At 73.1% G+C, this 20,415-nt stretch carries 21 protein-coding genes and 1 pseudogene; 10 read left to right on the forward strand and 12 right to left on the reverse strand.

Going from position 1 to position 20,415, the window contains the following annotated elements; genetic code table 11:
* Positions 1-4 precede the first annotated feature (4 nt).
* The 3 genes from A3CQ_RS0142070 to A3CQ_RS0142080 are packed head-to-tail and all read right to left on the reverse strand — an operon-like array spanning position 5 to position 4,192.
* A complete protein-coding gene (locus tag A3CQ_RS0142070; RefSeq protein ID WP_020516981.1) occupies positions 5-1,120 on the reverse strand; it encodes an alanine racemase in 1,116 nt (371 codons plus the stop codon).
* Positions 1,110-2,564: an IucA/IucC family protein gene (locus A3CQ_RS0142075; RefSeq protein ID WP_020516982.1), complete on the reverse strand. Its 1,455-nt coding sequence runs from the start codon at positions 2,562-2,564 to the stop codon at positions 1,110-1,112. Before A3CQ_RS0142075 ends, A3CQ_RS0142070 begins: the two co-directional genes overlap by 11 nt.
* Entirely contained in the window at positions 2,561-4,192 is a 1,632-nt protein-coding gene (locus A3CQ_RS0142080) for an IucA/IucC family protein (RefSeq protein ID WP_020516983.1), read from the reverse strand. Before A3CQ_RS0142080 ends, A3CQ_RS0142075 begins: the two co-directional genes overlap by 4 nt.
* A gap of 191 nt (positions 4,193-4,383) precedes the next feature.
* Here A3CQ_RS0142080 and A3CQ_RS0142085 point away from each other — a divergent pair, with 191 nt between their 5' ends.
* From A3CQ_RS0142085 to A3CQ_RS0142110, 7 genes and pseudogenes are all read left to right on the forward strand, one after another.
* Positions 4,384-5,349, forward strand: coding sequence for an NAD(P)H-dependent flavin oxidoreductase (locus A3CQ_RS0142085; RefSeq protein ID WP_020516984.1), 966 nt, complete (start codon positions 4,384-4,386; stop codon positions 5,347-5,349).
* 223 nt (positions 5,350-5,572) lie between these two features.
* Positions 5,573-6,154: pseudogene (locus tag A3CQ_RS64390) on the forward strand (ATP-binding cassette domain-containing protein); the annotation flags it as partial.
* Between the two features lie 408 nt (positions 6,155-6,562).
* A complete protein-coding gene (locus tag A3CQ_RS64395; protein ID WP_444510685.1) occupies positions 6,563-7,210 on the forward strand; it encodes an ATP-binding cassette domain-containing protein in 648 nt (215 codons plus the stop codon).
* A 4-nt stretch (positions 7,211-7,214) separates the two neighbouring features.
* Complete coding sequence (locus A3CQ_RS0142095) at positions 7,215-8,156, forward strand: tyrosine-type recombinase/integrase (protein ID WP_020516986.1); 942 nt, start codon at positions 7,215-7,217, stop codon at positions 8,154-8,156.
* Between the two features lie 55 nt (positions 8,157-8,211).
* Positions 8,212-9,048, forward strand: coding sequence for an undecaprenyl-diphosphate phosphatase (locus tag A3CQ_RS0142100; protein WP_020516987.1), 837 nt, complete (start codon positions 8,212-8,214; stop codon positions 9,046-9,048).
* A gap of 1 nt (position 9,049) precedes the next feature.
* Complete coding sequence (locus A3CQ_RS0142105; protein ID WP_020516988.1) at positions 9,050-9,547, forward strand: GNAT family N-acetyltransferase; 498 nt, start codon at positions 9,050-9,052, stop codon at positions 9,545-9,547.
* 4 nt (positions 9,548-9,551) lie between these two features.
* Positions 9,552-9,839 (forward strand): DUF4326 domain-containing protein, encoded by a 288-nt coding sequence (locus A3CQ_RS0142110; protein ID WP_245577590.1) that lies wholly within the window; start codon positions 9,552-9,554, stop codon positions 9,837-9,839.
* Here A3CQ_RS0142110 and A3CQ_RS0142115 read toward each other — a convergent pair.
* Entirely contained in the window at positions 9,836-10,333 is a 498-nt protein-coding gene (locus tag A3CQ_RS0142115; RefSeq protein ID WP_020516990.1) for an NUDIX hydrolase, read from the reverse strand. The genes A3CQ_RS0142110 and A3CQ_RS0142115 overlap by 4 nt on opposite strands.
* A gap of 54 nt (positions 10,334-10,387) precedes the next feature.
* On the opposite strand from A3CQ_RS0142115, the gene A3CQ_RS0142120 reads away from it, so the two are divergent.
* Entirely contained in the window at positions 10,388-10,801 is a 414-nt protein-coding gene (locus A3CQ_RS0142120; protein ID WP_020516991.1) for a MarR family winged helix-turn-helix transcriptional regulator, read from the forward strand.
* The gene (locus tag A3CQ_RS0142125; protein WP_063713667.1) at positions 10,774-11,151 is read left to right on the forward strand and encodes a hypothetical protein; all 378 of its coding nucleotides are present in this window, start codon (positions 10,774-10,776) and stop codon (positions 11,149-11,151) included. Before A3CQ_RS0142120 ends, A3CQ_RS0142125 begins: the two co-directional genes overlap by 28 nt.
* On the opposite strand, the gene A3CQ_RS0142130 is transcribed toward A3CQ_RS0142125, so the two are convergent.
* On the reverse strand, positions 11,148-11,630 hold the full coding sequence (locus tag A3CQ_RS0142130) for an NUDIX hydrolase (protein ID WP_026206818.1): 483 nt from the start codon (positions 11,628-11,630) through the stop codon (positions 11,148-11,150). The two genes, A3CQ_RS0142125 and A3CQ_RS0142130, sit on opposite strands and share 4 nt — an antisense overlap.
* Before the next feature lie 71 nt (positions 11,631-11,701).
* On the opposite strand from A3CQ_RS0142130, the gene A3CQ_RS55980 reads away from it, so the two are divergent.
* Positions 11,702-12,382, forward strand: a complete 681-nt coding sequence (locus A3CQ_RS55980) for a methyltransferase domain-containing protein (protein ID WP_020516994.1) — start codon at positions 11,702-11,704, stop codon at positions 12,380-12,382.
* On the opposite strand, the gene A3CQ_RS0142140 is transcribed toward A3CQ_RS55980, so the two are convergent.
* The 7 genes from A3CQ_RS0142140 to A3CQ_RS0142170 form a co-directional block, all read right to left on the reverse strand.
* On the reverse strand, positions 12,369-13,253 hold the full coding sequence (locus A3CQ_RS0142140; RefSeq protein ID WP_020516995.1) for an RNA polymerase sigma-70 factor: 885 nt from the start codon (positions 13,251-13,253) through the stop codon (positions 12,369-12,371). The two genes, A3CQ_RS55980 and A3CQ_RS0142140, sit on opposite strands and share 14 nt — an antisense overlap.
* The gene (locus A3CQ_RS0142145; protein ID WP_020516996.1) at positions 13,250-14,434 is read right to left on the reverse strand and encodes an NAD(P)/FAD-dependent oxidoreductase; all 1,185 of its coding nucleotides are present in this window, start codon (positions 14,432-14,434) and stop codon (positions 13,250-13,252) included. The genes A3CQ_RS0142140 and A3CQ_RS0142145 overlap by 4 nt, the downstream gene beginning before the upstream one ends.
* Before the next feature lie 90 nt (positions 14,435-14,524).
* The gene (locus A3CQ_RS0142150) at positions 14,525-14,881 is read right to left on the reverse strand and encodes a GntR family transcriptional regulator (protein ID WP_020516997.1); all 357 of its coding nucleotides are present in this window, start codon (positions 14,879-14,881) and stop codon (positions 14,525-14,527) included.
* Between the two features lie 14 nt (positions 14,882-14,895).
* Positions 14,896-16,284: an MFS transporter gene (locus tag A3CQ_RS0142155; protein WP_020516998.1), complete on the reverse strand. Its 1,389-nt coding sequence runs from the start codon at positions 16,282-16,284 to the stop codon at positions 14,896-14,898.
* A 79-nt stretch (positions 16,285-16,363) separates the two neighbouring features.
* Complete coding sequence (locus A3CQ_RS0142160; RefSeq protein ID WP_020516999.1) at positions 16,364-16,894, reverse strand: hypothetical protein; 531 nt, start codon at positions 16,892-16,894, stop codon at positions 16,364-16,366.
* Positions 16,891-18,690 carry a dynamin family protein gene (locus tag A3CQ_RS0142165; RefSeq protein ID WP_020517000.1) on the reverse strand — a complete coding sequence of 600 codons (1,800 nt, stop codon included), beginning with the start codon at positions 18,688-18,690 and terminating at the stop codon, positions 16,891-16,893. The genes A3CQ_RS0142160 and A3CQ_RS0142165 overlap by 4 nt, the downstream gene beginning before the upstream one ends.
* A 67-nt stretch (positions 18,691-18,757) precedes the next feature.
* On the reverse strand, positions 18,758-20,254 hold the full coding sequence (locus A3CQ_RS0142170) for a dynamin family protein (RefSeq protein ID WP_020517001.1): 1,497 nt from the start codon (positions 20,252-20,254) through the stop codon (positions 18,758-18,760).
* Positions 20,255-20,415: the final 161 nt, after the last annotated feature.

The raw sequence follows: 20,415 nt of genomic DNA on the forward strand, positions 1-20,415 counted from the left end.
CGGCTCACACCACGAGGAACTCGGGTGGGTCGTGCCGGAGGAACTCGTGGTGGGAGATGTCCCAGCCGTAGGCGCCGGCGCGCCCGAACACCAGGATGTCGCCGGCCCGCAGGTGCGAGACGTGCTGGCCCCGGGTCAGCACGTCTCGCGGCGTGCAGAGCTCGCCGACGGCGTCGACCTCGCGGTCGCGCACCGAGGGGCGCGGGTAGGGGTGCGGCCAGGCGGAGACGGGGACGATCGTGAACGGGTGGCTGTACCCCCACGCGGCCGGGAGCCGGAAGTGGTGGGTGCCGCCACGCAGCACCGCGAACGTCCGTCCGTGGGTCGTCTTGAGGTCGAGCACGGTGGCGGCGTAGGACCCCGCGTCGGCCGCCAGGAAGCGCCCCGGCTCGAAGATCAGCTCGATCCCCGCCGGCACGACGATCGGGCTCAACGGGGACAAGTCCATCGAGGCCGAGCTGAGGTAGTCGATCCCGAAGCCGCCCCCGACGTTGACCACGCGAAGCGAGACGCCGAGCTCGCCGGCGGTACGCACGGACCAGTCGAGCGAGGAGCGGACAAAAGCGGCGTGGGCCACCCCGTCCAGGTTGTTCGAGACGGCGTGCAGGTGGAAGCCGACAACCTCGACCCCGGGCACGCGCATGGCCTCGCCGAGCTGTGCCTCCTCGATCCCGAACGGCGTCGGCACCCCGGTCATCGTGTGGCTGCCCTGCAGGCCGCCGCCGGGCCGGTTGACCCGCAGGCACACCGCGGGCGGGGTCTCCGTGAGCGCGGCCAGCCGGCGCAGCTCGTGCACGCTCTCCACGTTGATCAGGGCGCCCGCGGCGACGGCCGCCGCCAGCTCGGCGTCCGTCTTGCCCGGGCCGCCGAAGACGATGCGGGACGCTCCGGCCGCGGTGGCCAGGGCCAGCTCCCCGCCCGACGCGACCTCGAGCCCGTCGCACGCCGCGGCCAGGGCCGAGACCACCCGCGGATGCCCGTTCGCCTTCACGGCGTACACGAAAATGGCGGAAGTGGGCAACGCCTGCCGGACCATCGCGGCTCTCGCGCGCAGCGCGGCGGTGTCGTAGACGTAGGCACACGCCGGCGCCGGAAGGGAGCGCAGCAGGTCAGCGTGCATGCAGCGGGTTCCTGACGGGGATGTAGAGGTCGCCCCCGCCGGCCAGCCGCATGCGGACCAGGGCCTTGTGCGGCACCATCGGCGCGGTGAACGCGGCGTGGTCGTCGCCGGAGCAGCACTCGTCGAGCACCTCGCGGACGATCCGCCAGGCCTCGTCCTCGTCGAGGTCCAGGTGCAGGATGATCTCGCCGAGGTGCGCCTGGAACAGCGTGTAGCCGATCTTGGCGCGGAAAACGCCGAGGTCGTCGGTGCCGACGACCGAGCCGGGCCACAGGGTGATGTCGTGGCCGGCTTCGCGCAGCCGGGGCCGGTGCAGGCGCAGGCCGGCGAAGTCACGCAGCGCCACCCGGTGCGGCTTTCCGTCGACGAAGGTGGGCAGGCAGTTCTGCAGGTGGGCCTCGAGCGCCACGCCCCGGGCGGTGAGGCTCATCAAAGGCGGCAGAAGCAGTTCGGCGTACGCCCGTAGCCAGGCCCCCGGGTCACCCGTGTCCAGCTCGCCCAGCAGGAACGGCAGCGCCCCGCCGGGAATCACCCGCTCGCCCTCGTGCAGGCGGCCGGCCAGGCCGTCGCGGCGGATCGCCGACAGGTCGCGCCCGGAGCCGATCGGGACGGCTCCGCCCGCGGTCTCGGCCATCAGCAGGACCCGGTCGTCGTCGACGAGCTCGTGCAGCAGCTTCGAGACGGCCGGTCCGTTGCGGGTGCTGGCGATGCTGATGCTGCGGCGGGTCGAGGTGACCTGGATGTCCAGGGAGACCTTCAGGTATTCGCCGAGCGACGGCACCCAGAGCGTGCGCAGGGCGGCGGTCGGCACCGCCTCGAGCTCCTCGTCGAGGATCGTCAGTGAGCCGTCGCGGAGCAGGTCGCCGTAGCGCTCGGGCAGCACCATGTCGCGCTGCCACGGGTGCACGGGGATCTTGTCCTGGAACGGCGGATCGCCGAGATATAGATCCGGTTTTACTCGGACGAAGCCGACCCGGGTGGTCGGCGTCTCCAGGTCGTAGGAGAGGACGTCGCCGGTGTCCCAGCCCAGCCGGGTGCGGCCGCAGGGATGCAGGTTGTGGCCCGCCACGGCCAGCCGTTCCAGCCCGATCGCCTGCCAGTCGGGCCCGGCGCCGATCTCGGCCTGCGGGCGGGCCAGCGCGATCGCCAGGTTGATCACCGCGTTGCGCAGCTCGGCCGCGAACCCGGGCGCGTCGATGCCGTCGAGCAGTTCCACCGGGTCGCCGACGCCGGAGGACGGGTACTCGACCCGGTTGAAGGCGTGCGCCGGGCCGGGGCCCATGTCGCGGATGCCCTCGCGTACCAGCGCGCCGCGCAATCGCCGGCCGACCGTGTCGGCGGCCTCGGGCAGCGCCGCGAGGAACCCGTCGAGCAGTTCGGGCGCGTGGACCGCGAGGGCGGCCTCGGTGTGGGCGAGTCGTTCCGGGGAGAGACTGCGCGTCATGCGTGTGCCGCCAGGGGGTTGTCCAGGTAGGCCCAGATGTCGTCGAGCGGGTCCGCGGCCAGCCGCATCGCCGTGGTCGCCTTGACCGGCAGCGGGTCGCGCAGCAGGTGCGGCACGTCCGGGGTGCGGGTCTCGCGCAGCGCCCGGGCGACGATGCCCCACAGCCGGTGCGGGTCGGCGCCGTGCCGGGTCATGGCCGCGATGATCTCGGCGGCGACGGTGCCGAGCGCGGCCGCGGCCAGCTTGGCGCGCAGCACGCCCGGGTCGTCGGTGGGCAGGTCGCCGCGCAGCGGGGGCGCCTCGAAGCCCCGGTCGCGCAGGCGCCGCGCGCTGACCCGCACCCCGCCGAGATCCCGGTACACGATCCGGACCGGCCGGTGGCCGCGCTGCACGAGCAGGGTGTTCTGGCCGTGCGCCTCCAGCGCGATGCCGCGATCGAGCACGCGCGCCAGCGGCGCGAACAACACGGTGCCGAGCAGACCCATCCACTCGTACGGGTCGGGAACCGTGGCCCACCACCAGGAGGATGCGCCGAGCAGCGCGAGCGGGACGACGGTCTCGCCCTCGGCCGGCGCCGGGGCCTGCCGGGTCAGGAACGCCAGGTGCCGTTGCGGCTGGCCGTCGACCAGCACCGCGCCGGCGGCCGTCTCCTCGAGGATGTCGATGGGGAGGTCGCTGGTCACCGCCGTGAGCAGCCGGGACAGGACGGGCCCGTTGTCGACGGCGGCGGGGGAGACGGTGCGCACGGCGGAGGTCATCTGCACGTCGACGGCGGTCTTGACGTGCGGGCCGCCGGCCATCGCGACCGTGCGCAGTGACATCAGCGGCCGCGCCGGGCCGGTCTCGCCGTCGTCGGTCAGCCACGGGTAGCGGTCCCGGATCCGCTCGGCCTGCCACGGGTGCGCGAGCAGGACCGGCTCGGCGGTGCCGTGCCAGCGTTCGGGCGGCACCTTGAACCGGCGCAGGCGGATCGTCGGGTGGTGCTCGGGTCCGTAGGCGAGGACGTCGGCGACGCTCATCCCGCCGCGGGTGCGGCAGCAGGGGTGCAGCGGGTGGCCGTCGACGAGCGACTGTTCGGCGTCGGCCAGGTCGCCGGGCTTGGCGGGCGTCCCGGTGTTGGCCGCGCGGGCCAGGGCCAGGTTGGCGACGCTGTTGTCGACCTCGGCGGCGAGGTCGCTGCCGGGCCAGAGGACCCGCACGAGCGTGCCCGGGTCGGTGATGAAGGCGCCCGGCGACAGTTCCTGCACCCAGGCGTCGCTGTCCTGCCAGGGGATCCCGGTCTCGTGCCCGCCCCAGTCGAGGTCGAACTCGTCGGGCGGCGCCTGCTCGGCCCGGACCGTCACGGACAGCCCCGCCTCGTTCGGGGCGAATGCCGCGGCGGCCCGGCGGGAGTACCGCACTGTCACTCCGGGGAAGGACACCTCGCCGTGGCGGCGGCCGCTCAGCCCCGGCAGCGGCTCGCGGTCGAGTGCGCCGAGCAGTCGCCCCAGCACCGCGGCGCGCGCTCCGGGCAGTTCCTGGTCGTAGCATTCGACCAGGTCAGGCCGGAGTGTGGCCAGATCCTCCCGGGTCTGGGCGGGATCGGCGGTGTGCCGGATGGGCGGAGAGTCGGACGGCGGTCGCGGCACGCCGCTTATTGTGCGCCAACACGTGGGACGTTCCCGCCCGGCCCGCCCCCGCACGTGAGCGAGAACGCAGTAACCACCCCAACATCCTAGGACGCTGTACGGGGTGTGCGCCGCGCCGCGCGAGCTCCGGGCACCAGCGCCGACGTCGGCGGGGCTGCGGACGCCCCGGGGCCACGGTGATGATGCGGGGCATGACGTTGCGCACGGGGTTCACGGAGATGTTCGGGGTGCGGCATCCGATCGCGCTGGCGCCGATGGGCGGGACGGCGGGCGGTGCCCTGGCGGCGGCGGTGTCCAACGGCGGCGGGCTCGGCCTGCTGGGCGCGGGCGGCGGGGACCGCGGGTGGCTCGACCGGGAGCTGGAGATCCTGACGGCGGGCACGGACCGGCCGTGGGGCGTGGGCTTTCAGACCTGGGCGGCGAGCGTCGAGATCGTGGAGTACGTGCTCGAGCGCGGGCCGCGGGCGGTGATGCTCTCGTTCGGCGATCCGGGTGCTCTGGCCGCGCCGGTGCGGCGAGCGGGCGTACCGCTGATCCTGCAGGTTACCGACCTGGAGGAGGCCCGGCGGGCGGTCGATCTCGGGGCCGACGTGATCGTGGCGCAGGGGACCGAGTCGGGTGGTCACGGGGCGCGGCGGGGCCGGTCGACGCTGCCGTTCGTGCCGGTCGTGGTGGATCTGGCGGCGCCGGTGCCGGTGCTGGCGGCCGGGGGGATCGCGGACGGCCGGGGAGTGGCGGCCGCGCTGGTGCTGGGGGCGGCGGGCGCGCTGATCGGCAGTCGTTTCCAGGCCACGGTGGAGTCGCTGGTCGATCCGGGCAACGCGAAGGCCATCGTCGACGGGAAGGGCGAGCAGACCGAGCGCAACCGCGTCCTGGACATCGCCCGCGGCTCGAGCTGGCCGGCCCGGTACACGGCGCGCACGCTGGCTCATCCTCATCTGGATCGCTGGCGGGGCCGGGAGGCGGAGCTGGCCGCCGATCCCCGGGCCCGCGCGGACTACGACGACGACGTGGCCCGGGGCGTGATCCCGGCACAGCCGGTCTGGGCCGGTGAGGCCATCGACCTGATCGCCGATCTGCCGTCCGCCGCCGACCTGGTGCCGGCGCTGGCGGCCCAGGCCGAGGATGCTCTGCTGCGTGCCACCCATCCATCCTAGGACGCTCTACAGGTGGTGCGCCACGCCACCGGCGCACCACAAAGTCAAAGGCCAGAACAAAAAGGAATCAACGACACCCCCTGCCTTCCTCGGCCGGGCGGGGAATCCGGTTGCGGGTCGTCGTGGGGGCGGGGCAGGGTGGGGGACGCCACTGACGTCCAGCAAGGGAGCGGCTTCTCCGATGTGACAGCGACTCCGACTCACGCGATTGCCCGGGCCGCGCGTGCTCCGGGCGTACACACGTCGGTTGTTGCTTGGGGGAATCGCCTTGCTGAAAGTTGTCTCGCTCACCGCGACCCACGACGGTGATCTGCTCTTTTCCGGTTTCGACCTGGTCCTGGGCGATGGGGACCGGGTCGGGGTGGTGGGTCCGAACGGCGCCGGGAAGACGACTCTGCTGCGGTTGCTCGCGGGGGAGTTGCGGCCGGCCGGCGGTTCGGTGACGGCCGGGCCGGGCACGCGGGTCGGGTATGTGCCGCAGCAGATGCCGGATCCGGAGGGCACGGTCGGGGAGTTTCTGCTCGGTGGCCTGGGTGAGCTCGCTGAGGTGACGGTGCGGTTGCGTGCGCTGGAGCGCCGGCTGGCCGCGGGTGAGGACGTGCTCGACGAGTTCGGTGTGGTCCAGGAGCGGTGGACGGCCCTGGAAGGGTGGACGGCGGAGGCGCGGCTGGCGGAGATCCGGCAGCGGCTCGACGTCGCCGGTGTGCCGGACGAGCTGGCGTTGCGTGCGGTGAGCGGTGGTGAGCAGGCGCGGTTGTTGCTGGCGCGGGCGTTGCTGGATGGGCCGGATCTGTTGCTGCTGGACGAGCCGACGAATCATCTGGATGCCGAGGGGGCGGCGTGGCTGCAGGAGTGGCTGCGTGGTTTCGGGGGCGGGGTTCTGGTGGTGAGTCACGATCGGGCGTTTCTGGATGCGGTGGTGTCGCGGATCGTGGAGCTCGACGGGATTCATGACGAGCCGCAGGATTTTCCGGGTGGCGGTTATTCGGCGTACCGGGTGGAGAAGCAGCGGCGGTGGGAGCGGTTGCTGCTGGATTTCGAGGCGCAGGAGAAGGATCGCCGCCGGTGGGAGGCGGACATTGAGCGGACGAAGGCGCAGGCCCGCGGTGTCGAGGTGTTGACGGGGCTGGGTGCGGCGGCGCCGCATCTGAAGCGGGTGGCGCGGTTGGTGGCGCGGAAGGCGAAGGTGCGGGAGCGCCGGTTGCGCCGGCAGATGGAGTCGACGCGGTGGATCGCGCGGCCGCGGTCCCGGCCGCCGTTGACGCTGGCTTTTCCGGCGGATGAGGAGGAGGCCGGGGAGGTGGTGCTGAAGGTCCGGGATCTGACGGTGGCGTTCGGGGATCGGGTGCTGCTGGATGCGGTGGATGTGGATGTGCGGCGGGGTGACCGGATTTTGGTGACGGGCCGTAACGGGGCGGGGAAGACGACGCTGGTGCGTGCGCTGGCGGCGGCCGGGGGTGATGAGGTGGCGGTGTTGCCGCAGACCGATGACGGGTTGCGGTCGGACGCGACGGTGATGGAGTTCTTCCGGGCGCGGGTGCCGGTGTATGTGGACGATGCGGAGCGGTTGCTGGCGGGGCATCAGTTCGGGCCGGATCAGTGGGGTGTGCGGACGCGGAGTTTGTCGGCGGGGGAGTTGCGGCGTTTGGTGCTGGCGGTGCTGGTGAACAGTCCGGCGCGGGTGCTGGTTTTGGACGAGCCGACGAATTTTCTGGATTTCGATGCGCTGGATGTGGTGGAGGAGGCGTTGCGGCGGTATCGGGGGACGGTGCTGACGGTGACGCATGATCGGTTCTTCGCGGAGGCGGTCGGGTATTCGCGGCGCTGGCATGTCGTGGCGGGTGGTGTGCGGATGAGCTGAGACGATGGGGGTCATGCAGGTTTTGCCGAGGCAGGGCGGCGGGGCGCTGGCCGGGTTCGGGGCGGCGGAGCAGGTCACGGAGGCGTGGCTGGCGAATCGGCGGTTGTCGGAGCACACGCGGGCGGCGTATCGGCGGGATGTGGCGGGCTGGCTGTCGTGGTGTGCCGGGCGGGTGATCGATCCGTTGCGGGCGTCGTTCCTGGAGGTCAATGCGTATGCCCGGGGCCTGGAGTCGCAGCAGCTCGCGCCGGCGACTGTGGCCCGCAAGTTGTCGGGTTTGTCGTCCTGGTACGACTTTTTGGTAAAGATTCGGGCTATAGAGCTCAATCCCGTCGGCGGGGCCGACCGGCCTTTTGTCTCGCGGGATCATTCGGCGACGGTGGGGCTGACTCCGGGCGAGGTCGACGCCCTGCTCGGGGTGGCTCGTGCGGCCGGCCCGCGGCATCGGGCGGTGGTGACGCTGCTGGCGGATCTCGGGCTGCGGGTCGGCGAGCTGGTTGGTCTGGATATTTCGGATATCGGGTGGGAGCGGGGGCACCGGACGGTCCGGTTTGTCGGCAAGGGCGGGAAGCCGCGGCGGCGGGTGCTGACGGTGGAGGCGGCGGCGGCCCTGGACGACTATCTGGCGGTGCGCGGCGCTCACGACGGGCCGCTGCTGGTGACCTCGACGGGGGCGCGGATCGACCGGCACGGGGTGTTCCGGCTGATCCGGCGGCTGGCGCGGGAGGCCGGGATCCCGTCGGCCGACCAGTTGTCGCCGCATTCGCTGCGGCACGCGTTCGCGACCACGGCGCGGGACGAGGGGGTGCCGCTGGAGGACGTGCAGGACGCGATGGGGCATGCGGATCCGCGGACGACGCGGCGTTACGACCGGGACCGGCACAACCTTGATCGTGACCCGGCGTACACGATCGCGGCGGCGCGTGCCCGCCGCGCCGGGGCGTGACAGCGGCCCCTATGCTCAACCGCGGTCAGCGGTCCGGGTCAAAAGGTGGTCGGGTGTGAACATTGTCCAGGCGATCGTGCTGGGTGCGGTGGAGGGGATCACCGAGTTCCTCCCGGTCTCGAGCACGGGCCACCTCACCATCATGGAGAAGCTCATGGGCTTCGACATCCAGTCGCCGGACATCACGGCGTTCACGGCGATCATCCAGTCGGGTGCGGTGCTGGCCACGGCGATCTTCCTGCGCAAGGACCTGATCCGGATCCTGGCGGCCTGGTTCAAGGGCCTGGTGAGCAGGGACGCGCGCAAGGACCCGGACTGGCGGTTCGCGTGGGCGGTGATCCTGGGGTCGATCCCGATCGGGATCGTGGGGCTGGCGTTCCAGGACACGATCGAGACGACGCTGCGGAGTCTGTGGTTCGTGGCGGGGGCGCTGATCCTGTGGTCGGGGGTGATGGCGTTCGCGGACCACGCGGCGACGCAGGTGCGGCACGAGGACGACACGACGTGGAAGGACACGCTGATCATCGGGGTGACGCAGTGCCTGGCGCTGATCCCGGGGGTGTCGCGGTCGGGGGCGACGATGTCGGCGGGCCTGTTGCGGGACTTCGATCGGGTGACGGTGACGAAGTTGTCGTTCTTCCTGTCGATCCCGGCGCTGCTGGGGGCGTCGGTGTTGCAGGTGCATGACGAGGCGGGCAACATCGCGGCCGGGGTGGGCTGGGTGAACACGCTGACCGCGACGATCGTGAGTTTCGTGGTGGGGTGGGCGGCGGTGGCGTGGTTGCTGAAGTTCATCGCGAAGCACTCGTACAGCATTTTCATCGCGTACCGGGTGGTGCTGGGTTCGCTGTTGATCGCGTTGCTGGCGACGTCGACGATCGCGGCGACGTAGTTTGTTCACGGCGCGCCTGGAGCTGCGGCGTCCCGAGGCGGGGGATGCCGACGCGGTCCTGCGGATTCACGCGGACCGGCTGGCGTGTGAGCACAACCCGTCCGACATGATCACGGTGCGGGCGGAGGCGGTCGACCGGTGCCGGTCGTGGCGGGCGCACTGGGAGCGGCACGGTTTCGGGTACTGGGTGCTGCGGCGGCGCGGGTCGGAGCGGGTGATCGGGTTCTGTGGCCTGAAGCTGACCCGGTTGCACGAGGCGCCGGTGCTCAATCTGTTGTACCGGCTGGAGCCGGCCGCGTGGGGGTTGGGGCTGGCCGGGGAGGCGGTGGCGGCGGTGCTGGCGTCGGCGCCGGCCGCTCCGCCGGTGGTGGCCCGGGTGCGGCCGGCGAATGTCGCGTCGGCGCGGGTGGCGTTGCGGGCCGGGCTGCGCCGGGCCGAGCATCTGGACACCCTGGGTGAGGACGGCCCGGACTGGGTCTTCGCCTCGGCTGGTCTCTGACGTCGTGGTGTTCCGTCGTGTGCAGATGTCGCGGCAGCAGCCGTGGCGGGCCGATCATCCGGACGCGATCCGGGTCGACCGGTCGACGCGCTGGGGCAACCCGTTCTCGATCAAGGAGTACGGGGGCCGGGCGGCGGCGGTGGCGGCGTACCGGGAGGCGTTCGCGGCCGGGACGCTGCCGGTGACCGTCGAGGAGATCCGGGCCGGCCTGGCGGGGCATGATCTGGCGTGCTGGTGCCCGCTGGACGGCCCGTGCCACGCCGATCTGCTGCTGGAGATCGCGAACGGTTAGAGGGCGCTCGGATCGGAGAGTCCCGGGTGCGGTGGTGCCCCGGGCGGGGCGAACCAGCCGTCGTTCTCGGTGAGGCGCAGCCGGGACCATTCGTCCAGCGGCGGGAGTTCGGATTCGGCGAACCAGCCGACCTCGAGCGATTCGTCCCCGTCGGCGCGGGCCGTCCCGCCGGCCGGGCGGCACCGGAACCAGACGTGCAGGTATTCGCAGTGGTCGCCGTTCGGGTAGAGCACCGGGTGGGTGGCGACGCCGCCGAGGCTCTCGACGGTCACGTGGATGCCGGTCTCCTCGAAGACTTCCCTTACGACGGCCTCGGTCGGCTGTTCGCCGGGGTCGATCATTCCGGCCGGCAGGGACCATCGTCCGTTGTCGCCGCGGCGGACCAGCAGGACCCGGCCGTGCGGGTCGTGGACGATCGCGCTGGTGCCGGGCAGCAGGAGCAGGTCGTGGCCGAGGTGGGCGCGCAGTTCGGTCACGTAGGGCGGCACGGGCACGCGGGAAACATTAGACCTCGACAGCAACCGTACGATCTCGTATAGTCCGATATCGTGATTCTGCTGGAGTTGCAGCGCGCCACCCACGCCACCCTGCACGTCCTGTCCGCCCGCCTGAAGGACCTCGACCTCACCCCCACCGAGATCAACGCCCTCGCCGTGCTCTCGGACGGCCGCGAGCGCACGGCCGGGGAGCTCGCCGCCGGCACCGGCAGCCGGCCCACCACGCTGACCAGCGTCCTCGACCGCCTGGAGCGGCGGGGCCTGATCATCCGGGGCCCGCGCCCCGGCAACCGCCGTGTCGTCGTGCTGACGCTGACCGCCGAGGGTTCGGTCACGGCGGCCCGCATCCGGCAGACCATGACCCATTTCGAGTACGAGGCGCTGGCCGCCCTGCCGCAGGAGACGGTCGCCGCCTTCCACACCGTTCTGGAGGCCCTGTGTTCGACCAATTCGCCGCACGCGTAGTAGGACCGTTCGACCATCGCGCCCACGTGCGGGTCACCTGGCAGACCGTTCGCGAGGCCGGCATGCCCGCCGCGATCGACCTGGTCAGCGACGGCCTGCGCCGCACCGCCCGCTATGCCGGCGTCCCGCAGAAGTACCACGCCACGGTCAGCCGCGCCTGGGTCGAGCTTGTCGCCCACCACGCCGAGCACGATCCGGCGCCGGATTTCGACGCGTTCGCGGCCCGCAACCCGGCCCTGCTCGACAAGCGGCTGCTGACCCGCTTCTACCGCAGCTCCACGCTGGCCGGCCGGGACGCCCGCACCGGCTGGGTGGAGCCCGACCTCGCGCCCTTCCCCTGGACCGTCTAACTCTCCCGGGCGGGCGGGAACCAGGCCGGTGCGTCCGCCGCCGCCGTGGTCCTGATGCGCAGCAGGATCCGCTCGTCGAGGCCCGGCGGCAGCGCGTCCGGCGCGAACCAGCCGACCTCGAGCGACTCGTCCCCGTCCGCGCGCAGCGTGCCGCCGACCGCCCGGCACCGGAACCAGACGCTCAGGTACTGGCAGTGGTCGCCGTTCGGGTAGACCGAGTCGTGCATGGCGATCCCGCCGATCCGCTCGACCCGCGCGCGGATCCCGGTCTCCTCGAAGATCTCCCGCAGCGCCGCGTCGGCCGGCTGCTCACCGGGCTCGATCATCCCGGCCGGCAGCGACCACCGCCCGTCGTCCCCGCGCCGCAGGAACAGGATGTGGCCCCGATCGTCGCGGACCACGGCGCTGGCGCCCGGCAACAGCAGCAGGTCGTGCCCGATGTGCGCGCGCAATGCTGTCACGTAGGGGGAGGCAGGCATGTTCCTCCTTGGTGGCGGTACCCAGCGAGAGACATTATCGGAGCGCGCCTCCGGCCTGGCATTCTGGGCCGATGGCCGATGACGAGCTGGAGGGCCTGCTGGCCGAGCAGATCGCCTACTACCGCACGCGGGCCGGGGAGTACGACGCCACCTACCCGCTCGACGCCCGCGCCGACCCGGGCGCCCGGGCCGAGCTCGTGGCCGCGCTGGCGGCGCTCGCCCCGTTCGGCCGGGTGCTGGAGCTGGCCTGCGGCACCGGGCAGTGGACCGTCGAGCTGGCCCGGCACGCCACGACGGTGACCGCGGTCGACGCCGCTCCCGAGGCGCTGGCGATCTGCCGCCGCCGGGTCGGTGCGGCCGGGGTGCGGCTGGTCGAGGCCGACGTGTTCACGTGGCGGCCGCGGGAGCGGTACGACTTCGTCTTCTTCGCCGGCTGGTTGTCGCATGTGCCGCCGCAGCGCTTCGACGCGTTCTGGGCGCTGGTCGCCGACTGCCTCGCGCCGGGCGGCCTGGTATTCGTGATCGACGAGCTGCCGGCGGTGGCCGCGGTGGAGCGTCCGGCGGCGGGGGAGCAGCCCGCCCCGGCCGTGCGGCGCGAGGTCGGCGGCGGGCAGGCGTTCCGCGCCGTCAAGGTCCTCCACGACCCCGACGAGCTGCGGGTACGTCTCGGCGCCCTGGGCTGGGACGCGGACGTCACCACGGTGGGCTGGCGGTTCTTCGCCGCGTCGGTGCGGCGCGTCAGTGGAGGGTGAGCGGGGTCTCGGCGGCGACCCGGGTGAGTTTCTCGGGGTTGCGGACGTAGTAGAGGTGGGTGATGCGGCCGTCCTCGATGTGCAGAGCCATGACGCCGTCCAGCTCGGCGTCCAGGTAGAGGGCCAGGGCGAGGTTGCCGTTGACCATGGTGAGGGCGGTGGTGAGGGTGGCGCCCGCCTTGGTGAGGCCGCCCTGCATGAAGCGCAGGAGTTTCTCGACGCCGACGATCGGGCGGGGGGCGGCCTGCTTGATGCCGCCGCCGTCGGCGATCAGGACCACCTCGGGGGCCAGGACGTCCAGCAGGGCCCGCAGGTCGCCGGTGTCGACGGCCTGCCGGAACGAGTCGAGGACCGCGCGGGTCTGTGCGACGGTCACCGACTCGCGGGGGCGGCGGGCGTCCACGTGCCGGCGGGCCCGGTGGGCGATCTGGCGTACCGCGGCGGGGCTCTTGTCGACCGCGGTGGCTATCTCCTCGTACGGGACGTCGAAGACCTCGTGCAGGACGAAGACCGCTCGTTCGGTCGGGGCCAGGGTCTCGAGGACGAGCATCAGCGCCATCGAGACGCTCTCCGCTAGCTCGACGTCCTGCGCCACGTCGGGGGCGGTCAGCAGCGGTTCGGGCAGCCAGGAGCCGACGTACGCCTCGCGGCGGCGCGACATGGTGCGCAGCCGGTTGAGGGACTGCCGGGTGGTGATGCGCACCAGGTAGGCGCGGTCGTCGCGGACCGTGGTCAGGTCGACCTCCACCCAGCGCAGCCAGGTCTCCTGCAGGACGTCCTCGGCGTCGGCGGCGGAGCCGAGCATCTCGTAGGCGATGGTGAACAGCAGGTTCCGGTGGGCCACGAAGGCGTCGGTCGCCTGGTCGGTCACGGGGTCGGCCTCTCGTTCGACAGGACCCGGTCCTGCAGCCGGGCGGCCCGGGTCGGGTCCTTGGTCATGGCCCAGTTGACGGCGCCCGGCCGGCGGGCCTCGATGGTCAGCTGCCAGACGGTGCCCCGGCAGATGAACTCCTTCAGTTTCGCGCCGACGGTCCCCTGGACGCGGTACTTCGTGGCGGTGTCGTCGCGGTGGGCGAACTGGAACACGCCCTTGCGGCGGCCCAGGCTCAGGCACTGGCCGAAGTAGCCGATCGCGGCCGGCGCCGGGCTGGTGCCGGCGATGCGGGCCAGGACCGTCTCCGCGGCCTGCGCGCCGAGCGGGCCGGCGGCCTGGCAGCTCATCCGGTAGGGCAGGCCGGAGGGGGCGGCCGAGTCGCCGGCGGCGACGATGTGCGGGTCGTCGATGCTGGTGAGGGCCTCGGTGGTGAGCAGCCGGCCGGTCTCGTCGGTGGTCAGGCCGCTGCGGGCGGCCAGGTCGGGGACGCCGAAACCGGCCGTCCAGACGGTCAGCGGGCTGGGGATCTCGCGGCCGTCGGCCAGGTGCACGGCGTCCGCGGTGACCCGCGTGACGACGGAGCCGGGGCCGTCCACGACCGTGACGCCCAGGCCGGTCAGCCGGTCGTTGACCTCGCGGCGGACGCGGGGGTGCAGGTACGGGCCGAGGACGCCGCCGCAGACCAGGGTGACCGTGCGGCCCTGCTCGGCCAGCTCGGCGGCGGTCTCGATGCCGCTCGGCCCGGCCCCGACGACGGTGAGCGCGGTGGCGGCCTCGACGGCGGGGCGCAGGAGCTTGGCCTGTTCGAGCGTGGACAGGGGGTGGGCGTGCTCGGCGGCGCCGGGGACCGTCGGGACGGCGTTGCGGCTGCCGGCGGCGTAGACGAGGTAGTCGTAGCCGGTCGTGCCGCCGCCGGCGAGGGTCAGGGTGCGGGTGGCGGCGTCGATGCGGGTGACCGTGCCGACCAGCAGGTCGACCCGCTTGGCCAGCACCTCCCGGTAGGGGTGGACCGCGTCGTGCGAGCCGCCGACCAGCTGGTGCAGGCGGATCCGCTCGACGAACTCGGCCCTCGGGTTGATCAGCGTGACGCTCACGCCGGCGCGCTGGGTCAGGCGGTTGGCCGCCATGACGCCGGCGTAGCCGCCGCCGATCACGACGACCTCGGTGTTCTCAGCCATGGTGTCTCCTTCATCGTGTCCGGGTTCGGGCACGAGACACCGGCCGGCCGTACGGTGTGACACCGCCGTGAGCCAGTTCACTACCAACGTTCAGAGGGCCAGGGCCGCCTTGACCAGCGCCAGGGCCGTCTCCGGCGGGACGCCGAGGGCCCGGGTGGTGGCGGCGTACGACTCGGCCGCCAGCTGGGCCTGCACCGACGTGCCGGACGCCCGGGCGGTGATCACCGTGCCGCCGCGGCCGCGGGTCTCCACCAGGCCCGCCGCCTCCAGCTCCCGGTAGGCGCGGGCGACCGTGTTGGCGGCCAGGTCGAGGTCGGCGGCCAGCGTGCGGACCGGCGGCAGCTTGGCGCCGGCGGGCAGGGTGCCGTCGGCGGCCAGGGCGGCGATGCGCAGGCGGACCTGCTCGTACGGCGGCGTCGCCGACTCCGGGTCGATGCGGATGTCCATCACAGCAGTCTGGATCACAGGAGTCTGGGGGGTGTGTTCCCCGCCGCGGTGATGGCGCGGCGGAGCGGGACCAGCGCCAGCAGGATGCCGCCGACCAGGAAGAAGACGACCAGCGAGACGATGCCGAACCGGTAGCTGTTGGTGATCTGGAAGACCAGGCCGAACAGCAGCGGGCCGAGCCAGCTGGTGCCCTTGTCGCTGATCTCGTAGAAGCCGTAGTACTCGCCCTCGCGGCCGGTGGGGATCAGCTGGGAGAACAGGCTGCGGCTCAGCGCCTGGCTGCCGCCCAGCACCAGGCCGATGGCCACGCCGAGCAGCATGAACGGCAGCGGCTCGCCGGCCGGCAGCCAGTAGGCGGCGATGACCACGCCCAGCCAGAGGACCAGGCTGAACAGGATCGTCTTGCGGGCGCCGATGCGGGCGGCCATCGCCCCCAGCAGCAGCGCGCCGCCGAACGCCAGGAACTGGACCAGCAGGATCGTGATGATCAGCGTGGACTGTTCCAGGTCGAGTTCCTCGGTGCCGTACTGGCTGGCCAGCGCGATCACGGTCTGGATGCCGTCGTTGTAGATCAGGTAGGCGAGCAGGAAGAACAAGGTCAGCGGGTACGCCCGGATGCCCTTGATGGTGTGCCCGAGCTGCCGGAACCCGTCGATCAGGACGTTGCCGCGGCGGGTGGACGACTCGGCGCCGGGGTGCTCGCGCAGGAACTTCAGCGGGATCAGGGTGAACAGCGCCCACCAGACGCCGGCCGACACGATGCACCAGCGGGCGATGTCGAGGGTGCGCTGGTCGTCGTCCTTGACCGACAGGATGGTGACGGCGACCAGGTTGAACGCCAGCAGCAGGCCGCCGCCGAGGTAGCCCAGGGCCCAGCCGCGGCTGGAGACCTTGTCGCGTTCGTCGGGGCCGGCCAGCTGCGGCAGGAACGAGTTGTAGACGACGATCGACGCCCCGCCGGAGATGTTCGCGACCAGGAACAGGAGGCCGCCGAGCAGGTACCGGTCGCCGGTGACGAACGCGAACCCGATGGTGGCCGCCGACGCGATGAACGCGGTCACGGCCAGCAGCACCTTCTTGCGGGGGGTGCGGTCGGCGACCGCGCCCATCACCGGCAGCACGAAGACGGTGAGGAAGACCGACAGCGAGACGACGTACGGGAAGAAGGACCCGGCGGCCACCGAGATGCCCAGCGGGTGGACCCGGCCGGCGCAGTCGTCCACGTCGGTGCTCAGCGTGCAGCCCGCGGCGACCTTGGTGATGCTGGTCAGGAACGGTCCGAGGAAGACGGTCAGGACCGTGGTGGAGAAGGCCGAGTTCGCCCAGTCGTAGAAGTACCAGCCGGTGCGTTCCCGGCGGCCGGCCGCGGGGACGTCGGTGGGGGTGCCGGTGGCTGCGGCCATCGTGGCGGCTCCTGGTCGTCGATCGGTGCGCGGACACTATGCCATCCGCGGCCGGTCGTGGGGGAGACGCCGGAAGGGCTCAGTTTTGCTGCCACCACTTGGCGAGGGCGGCGGTGGCCGGGTCGTCGGAGTCGGCGAGGGCGGCCCACGGGTCCACGCCGGGCGGCAGGTCGGTGCCGGCGTACTCAGCCAGCTCCTCCGGGCGTACCGGATCGGTGGTGTCGTGCTCGTGCAGGGCGGCGGCGATGTCGGCCAGGCCGAGGCTGCCGGAGTCGATCCACGGGAGGCCGTCGACGGGCTCGGGCAGGTCGCCGATCTCCAGCGCGGGCGGGAACACCGAGTCCTCCGGCATTTCCGAAATGTCGGGAATATGGGCGGGGGTGTCGTCGGGCTCGGTCAGCGGGGCGTCCACATGGGGGGCCTCGGCGGGAGTGTCCACCTCGTGCTCGTGCGGCTCGGCCACGTCATGGACGTCGTGGAGGTCGTGGGGGTCGTCCCAGGCGAGATGATCGTCCGGGAACAGCGGCGTGTCCTCGAAGTGCCCGTGGTCCTCGAACGGGACGTGGTCCTCGTAGGAATGGTCGTCGCCGAAATCGTGGTGATCCGTCATCGGTTCTCCTCGTCGTGGGCCACGGGGGTCAGCGCCCGCGCCCGGATCAGCACGTCGTCCACCTGCTTGAGCCTGGCCTGCACGGCGTCCAGCTCGGTCTGCGCCTGCGCGCGGCGCTTGGCCCGCCCGGCCGCGTCCTCGGCGGCCGCGGCGTCGATCTCCGCGATGTGCGCGTCCAGGTCGCGCAGCCGCCGCTCGACCGCGTCGTCGACGGCCACCGACAGGGCGTACTGCAGGTCGGTGAACCGGTTGACGATCTCGTCGGCGAGCGCGGCCCGGGCCTCGCCGAGCACGTCGCGCAGCCAGATCCGCGCCTGCTGCCGGTCGGTCTGCACCCGGCGGCGCCACAGCACGTACCCGCCGGCGGCCAGTCCCAGTCCGATCCCGGCGACCGGGATCAGCAGCCCGCCGGCGGCGAAGACCGACGCGCCGAGGATCGCGCCGCGCCCGGCCATGAACGCGATGCCGCCCGCGGACAGGGCGATCAGCATGTTGTCGCCGGAGCCGTCGCGGGGCGGGGCGGCGGACAGGGCGTGCCGCAGGGTCGCGTTGAGCCGGCCGAGCATGCTCGCGCGTTCCTTCTCGTCGAACACCTCGGCCAGGACCGTCTCGGCGACCTGCCGGAACGTCTGCTCCAGCTCGGCGGACAGGGTGGCGGCCAGGGCCTGCAGGGCGGTGTCGAGGGCGTCGGGCAGCCCGGTCAGCTCCGGGCCGCGGCCGGTGTCGATGCGGGCCGAGAACTCCTGCTGCAGCGCGGCGACCCGGCTGCGCAGGTGCCCGGTGGTCTCCACCCGGGCCCGCTGGGTCTCGGTGCTCAGCAGCAGCGTCCACTGCCGGGCCTCGGTGCGTTTGCGGGCGGCCAGGGCGGAGCGTTCGGCGCGGACCTGCGCGTTGCGGGCCGGATCCGCGTCGGCGGCCCGCAGCCGGTCGGTCGCCGCGCCGGCCAGCCGGGCCAGGTCGCCGCGGGCGGCGCGCAGCACGTTGGCCAGCTGCAACTGGTGGCCGCGGCCGGCCAGGTCGACCAGGGCGTGCTGCAGGTCGGCGATCCGCGACGCGTCGACCAGGGCGGCCTGCTCCCCGGCCGGGGCGGTCAGGGCCAGCTCGGCGAGGGTGGCGGAGACCGGGAACCAGGGCGCCTGCGCGAACCGGGGCGCGTGCGCCTGCAGCAGCACCCGGTTGTCGTCGGCGATGCGCCGCCACCCCGGGTACGCGTCGATCTTGGTGACGGCGAACACGACGGCGTCGACCCGTTCGCTGGCGGCGACCAGGAAGTCGAGCTCCGGGTGCGACAGCGGGGCGGACGCGTCGGCCACGAACAGCAGCGCGGTGGCCCGGTCGACCGCGGCGAGCGCGACGGTGGCGTGGGCCGGGTCGAGGCCGCCGGCGCCGGGCGTGTCGAGCAGGCTCAGGTACTGCAGCAGCGGCGCCGGGTGGCTGACCTCGATGCGGCGGGCCTTCTGCTGCCCGGTCGCCCACGCGCGCAGGTCGTCGACGGCGATCGGCTCGGCCGCGCCGGGCGGCCAGGCCAGGGCGGCCGGTTCGCCGGGCACGAACTGCAGGTAGGTGGCGGTGGCGACGGCGGCGTCGACCGGGGACAGGCCGGGCACCCCGAGCAGCGCGTTGATCAGGGAGCTCTTGCCGCGCTTGGTCTCCCCGACGATCACCACCGAGGGGCGGACCAGCTGCCGGCGGCGTAGCTCCGCGAGGTCGGCGCCGGCATCGGGGTCGGCGCCACGCACGTACGCGAGGGCGTCGCGCACGGCCGCGTCGAGCATGGGGGTGAGGTCGGCGGTCACGAGAGCACCCGCAAGGAGAGCAGGCCGGCGGTCACGAGACCACCCGCACGGAGAGCAGGCCGGGCGGTCATGCGCGCACCCGCTGGGCGAGCAGGTGGAAGCCGCGGTGGGCGACCTGCGCCACCCGGGACTGGGCCGGGCCGGCGCCGGCGACCGCGTAGACGCGCCACCGGTTCGCGGCCGCCATCGCCGCCGCGGCCAGCTCGTCCGCGCCGGCCGAGGGCAGCCGCAGGATCCAGCGCGGGTCGTCGGAGGTGGCCAGGCGGGTCAGCTCGGCCTCCCAGCCAGCCGGCAGCGGCACCGCGCCGGTGGCGACCCGCTGCGCGGCGTCCAGCAGCCGCAGCCGGTGGTAGGCGGGGTCGCGCAGCAGCCCCTCGACGGCGTCGCGCAGAATCTCGCGGTCGCCTTCGTGGCGGGTGTGCCCGGCCATCCGCTCGAGCCGGCCCAGCGCCCAGCCGGCCTTGATCGCGTCGGCGCGCCAGCGGAACGCCTGGTCGAGGGTGGCCCGCAGCCGCGGGAACCCGGACGCGTCGGTGAGCCGGCGCACCAGCTCGCCGGTGGACAGGCGCGGGTCGGCGGCCAGCTGGGCCAGGGCGAACCCGATCCCGTACAGGTCGAGCAGGGTCAGCAGCCGTTCCCGCCGCTCGGCGGTGACCGGGGCGGGCCGGGACCGGAACAGGTCGACGGAGGCGAGCATCAGCCGCAGCCCGTCCGCCGGAAGCGCGGCCAGCTCGCGCAGCGCGGCGACGTCGGCGGCGGTCAGCCGGCCGGCCTCGGCGGTCTCGGCGAGCAGCCCGATCACCGGGACGACGTCGGAGACCGTGCGGGCCAGCAGGGCCGCCTGCTGCTCGGCGAGCGGGCCCGCGACCGGCCACGGGTCGCCGGCCCCGCCGACCAGCGTGTCGGCCTTGCCGAACACGCCGAGCGCGTTGATCGGGCTGGACGCGAGCCGGGCCGACGCGTCCCGGAACGCGTCCAGGGCGCGGACATCGTCGGCCCGGACCGCCTGGGTGAACACGTAGACGACGGCCTCGGACGCGGCGACCTCGGACGCGGAGTCGGCGTCGATGTCGGCGTCGAACGGCGCGGTGGACACGCCCACGGCCTCCTCGGCGCGGGCGGAGACCATCGTGTCGGCCGACGCCAGGCCCGGCGTGTCCACCACGGTCAGGTCGCGCAGCTTCTCGCTGGTCAGGGTCACATCCAGGTACGCGACGCGGGCGGCCGGGACGCCGAGGCGCTGCGGGATCATGCCGTCGTCGTCGAGCGGAAGGCTGCGCCGCTCGCCGTCGCGCAGCACGACGTCGATGCGGTCGGCGGGGCCGTAACGGAACCGGGTGACCACGCGGGTGCACTCACCCACCGCCGTGGGCGCCACCCGCCGCCCGATCAGGGCGTTGACGAGTGTCGACTTTCCGGCTTTCAATCGACCCGCGATAGCAACGCGTAACGGCTCGGCGAGCCGGTCGGAGATCTGTCTGAGCTGGCCACCGGCCTCCGGGCCGATCCGCCCGGCGATCTCGTCACACAGCGTCGCTACGCTGGCGCTCAGCGGGCCGCTCACGACGACTCGTCAGCCATGCACACTATCAACGACAATGGGCTGACCACGGCCGACGCCACCGACCCTCCCCTGACGGGCGGGCCGGGGTGCCCGCCGCAGACAGCCTACGGACGACGGCGCGTCACGGGATCCCGTGTTCGTGCCACGACAGCGCAGGGGGG

Source organism: Paractinoplanes globisporus DSM 43857 (genome assembly GCF_000379645.1).
Taxonomy (GTDB): Bacteria; Actinomycetota; Actinomycetes; order Mycobacteriales; family Micromonosporaceae; genus Actinoplanes; species Actinoplanes globisporus.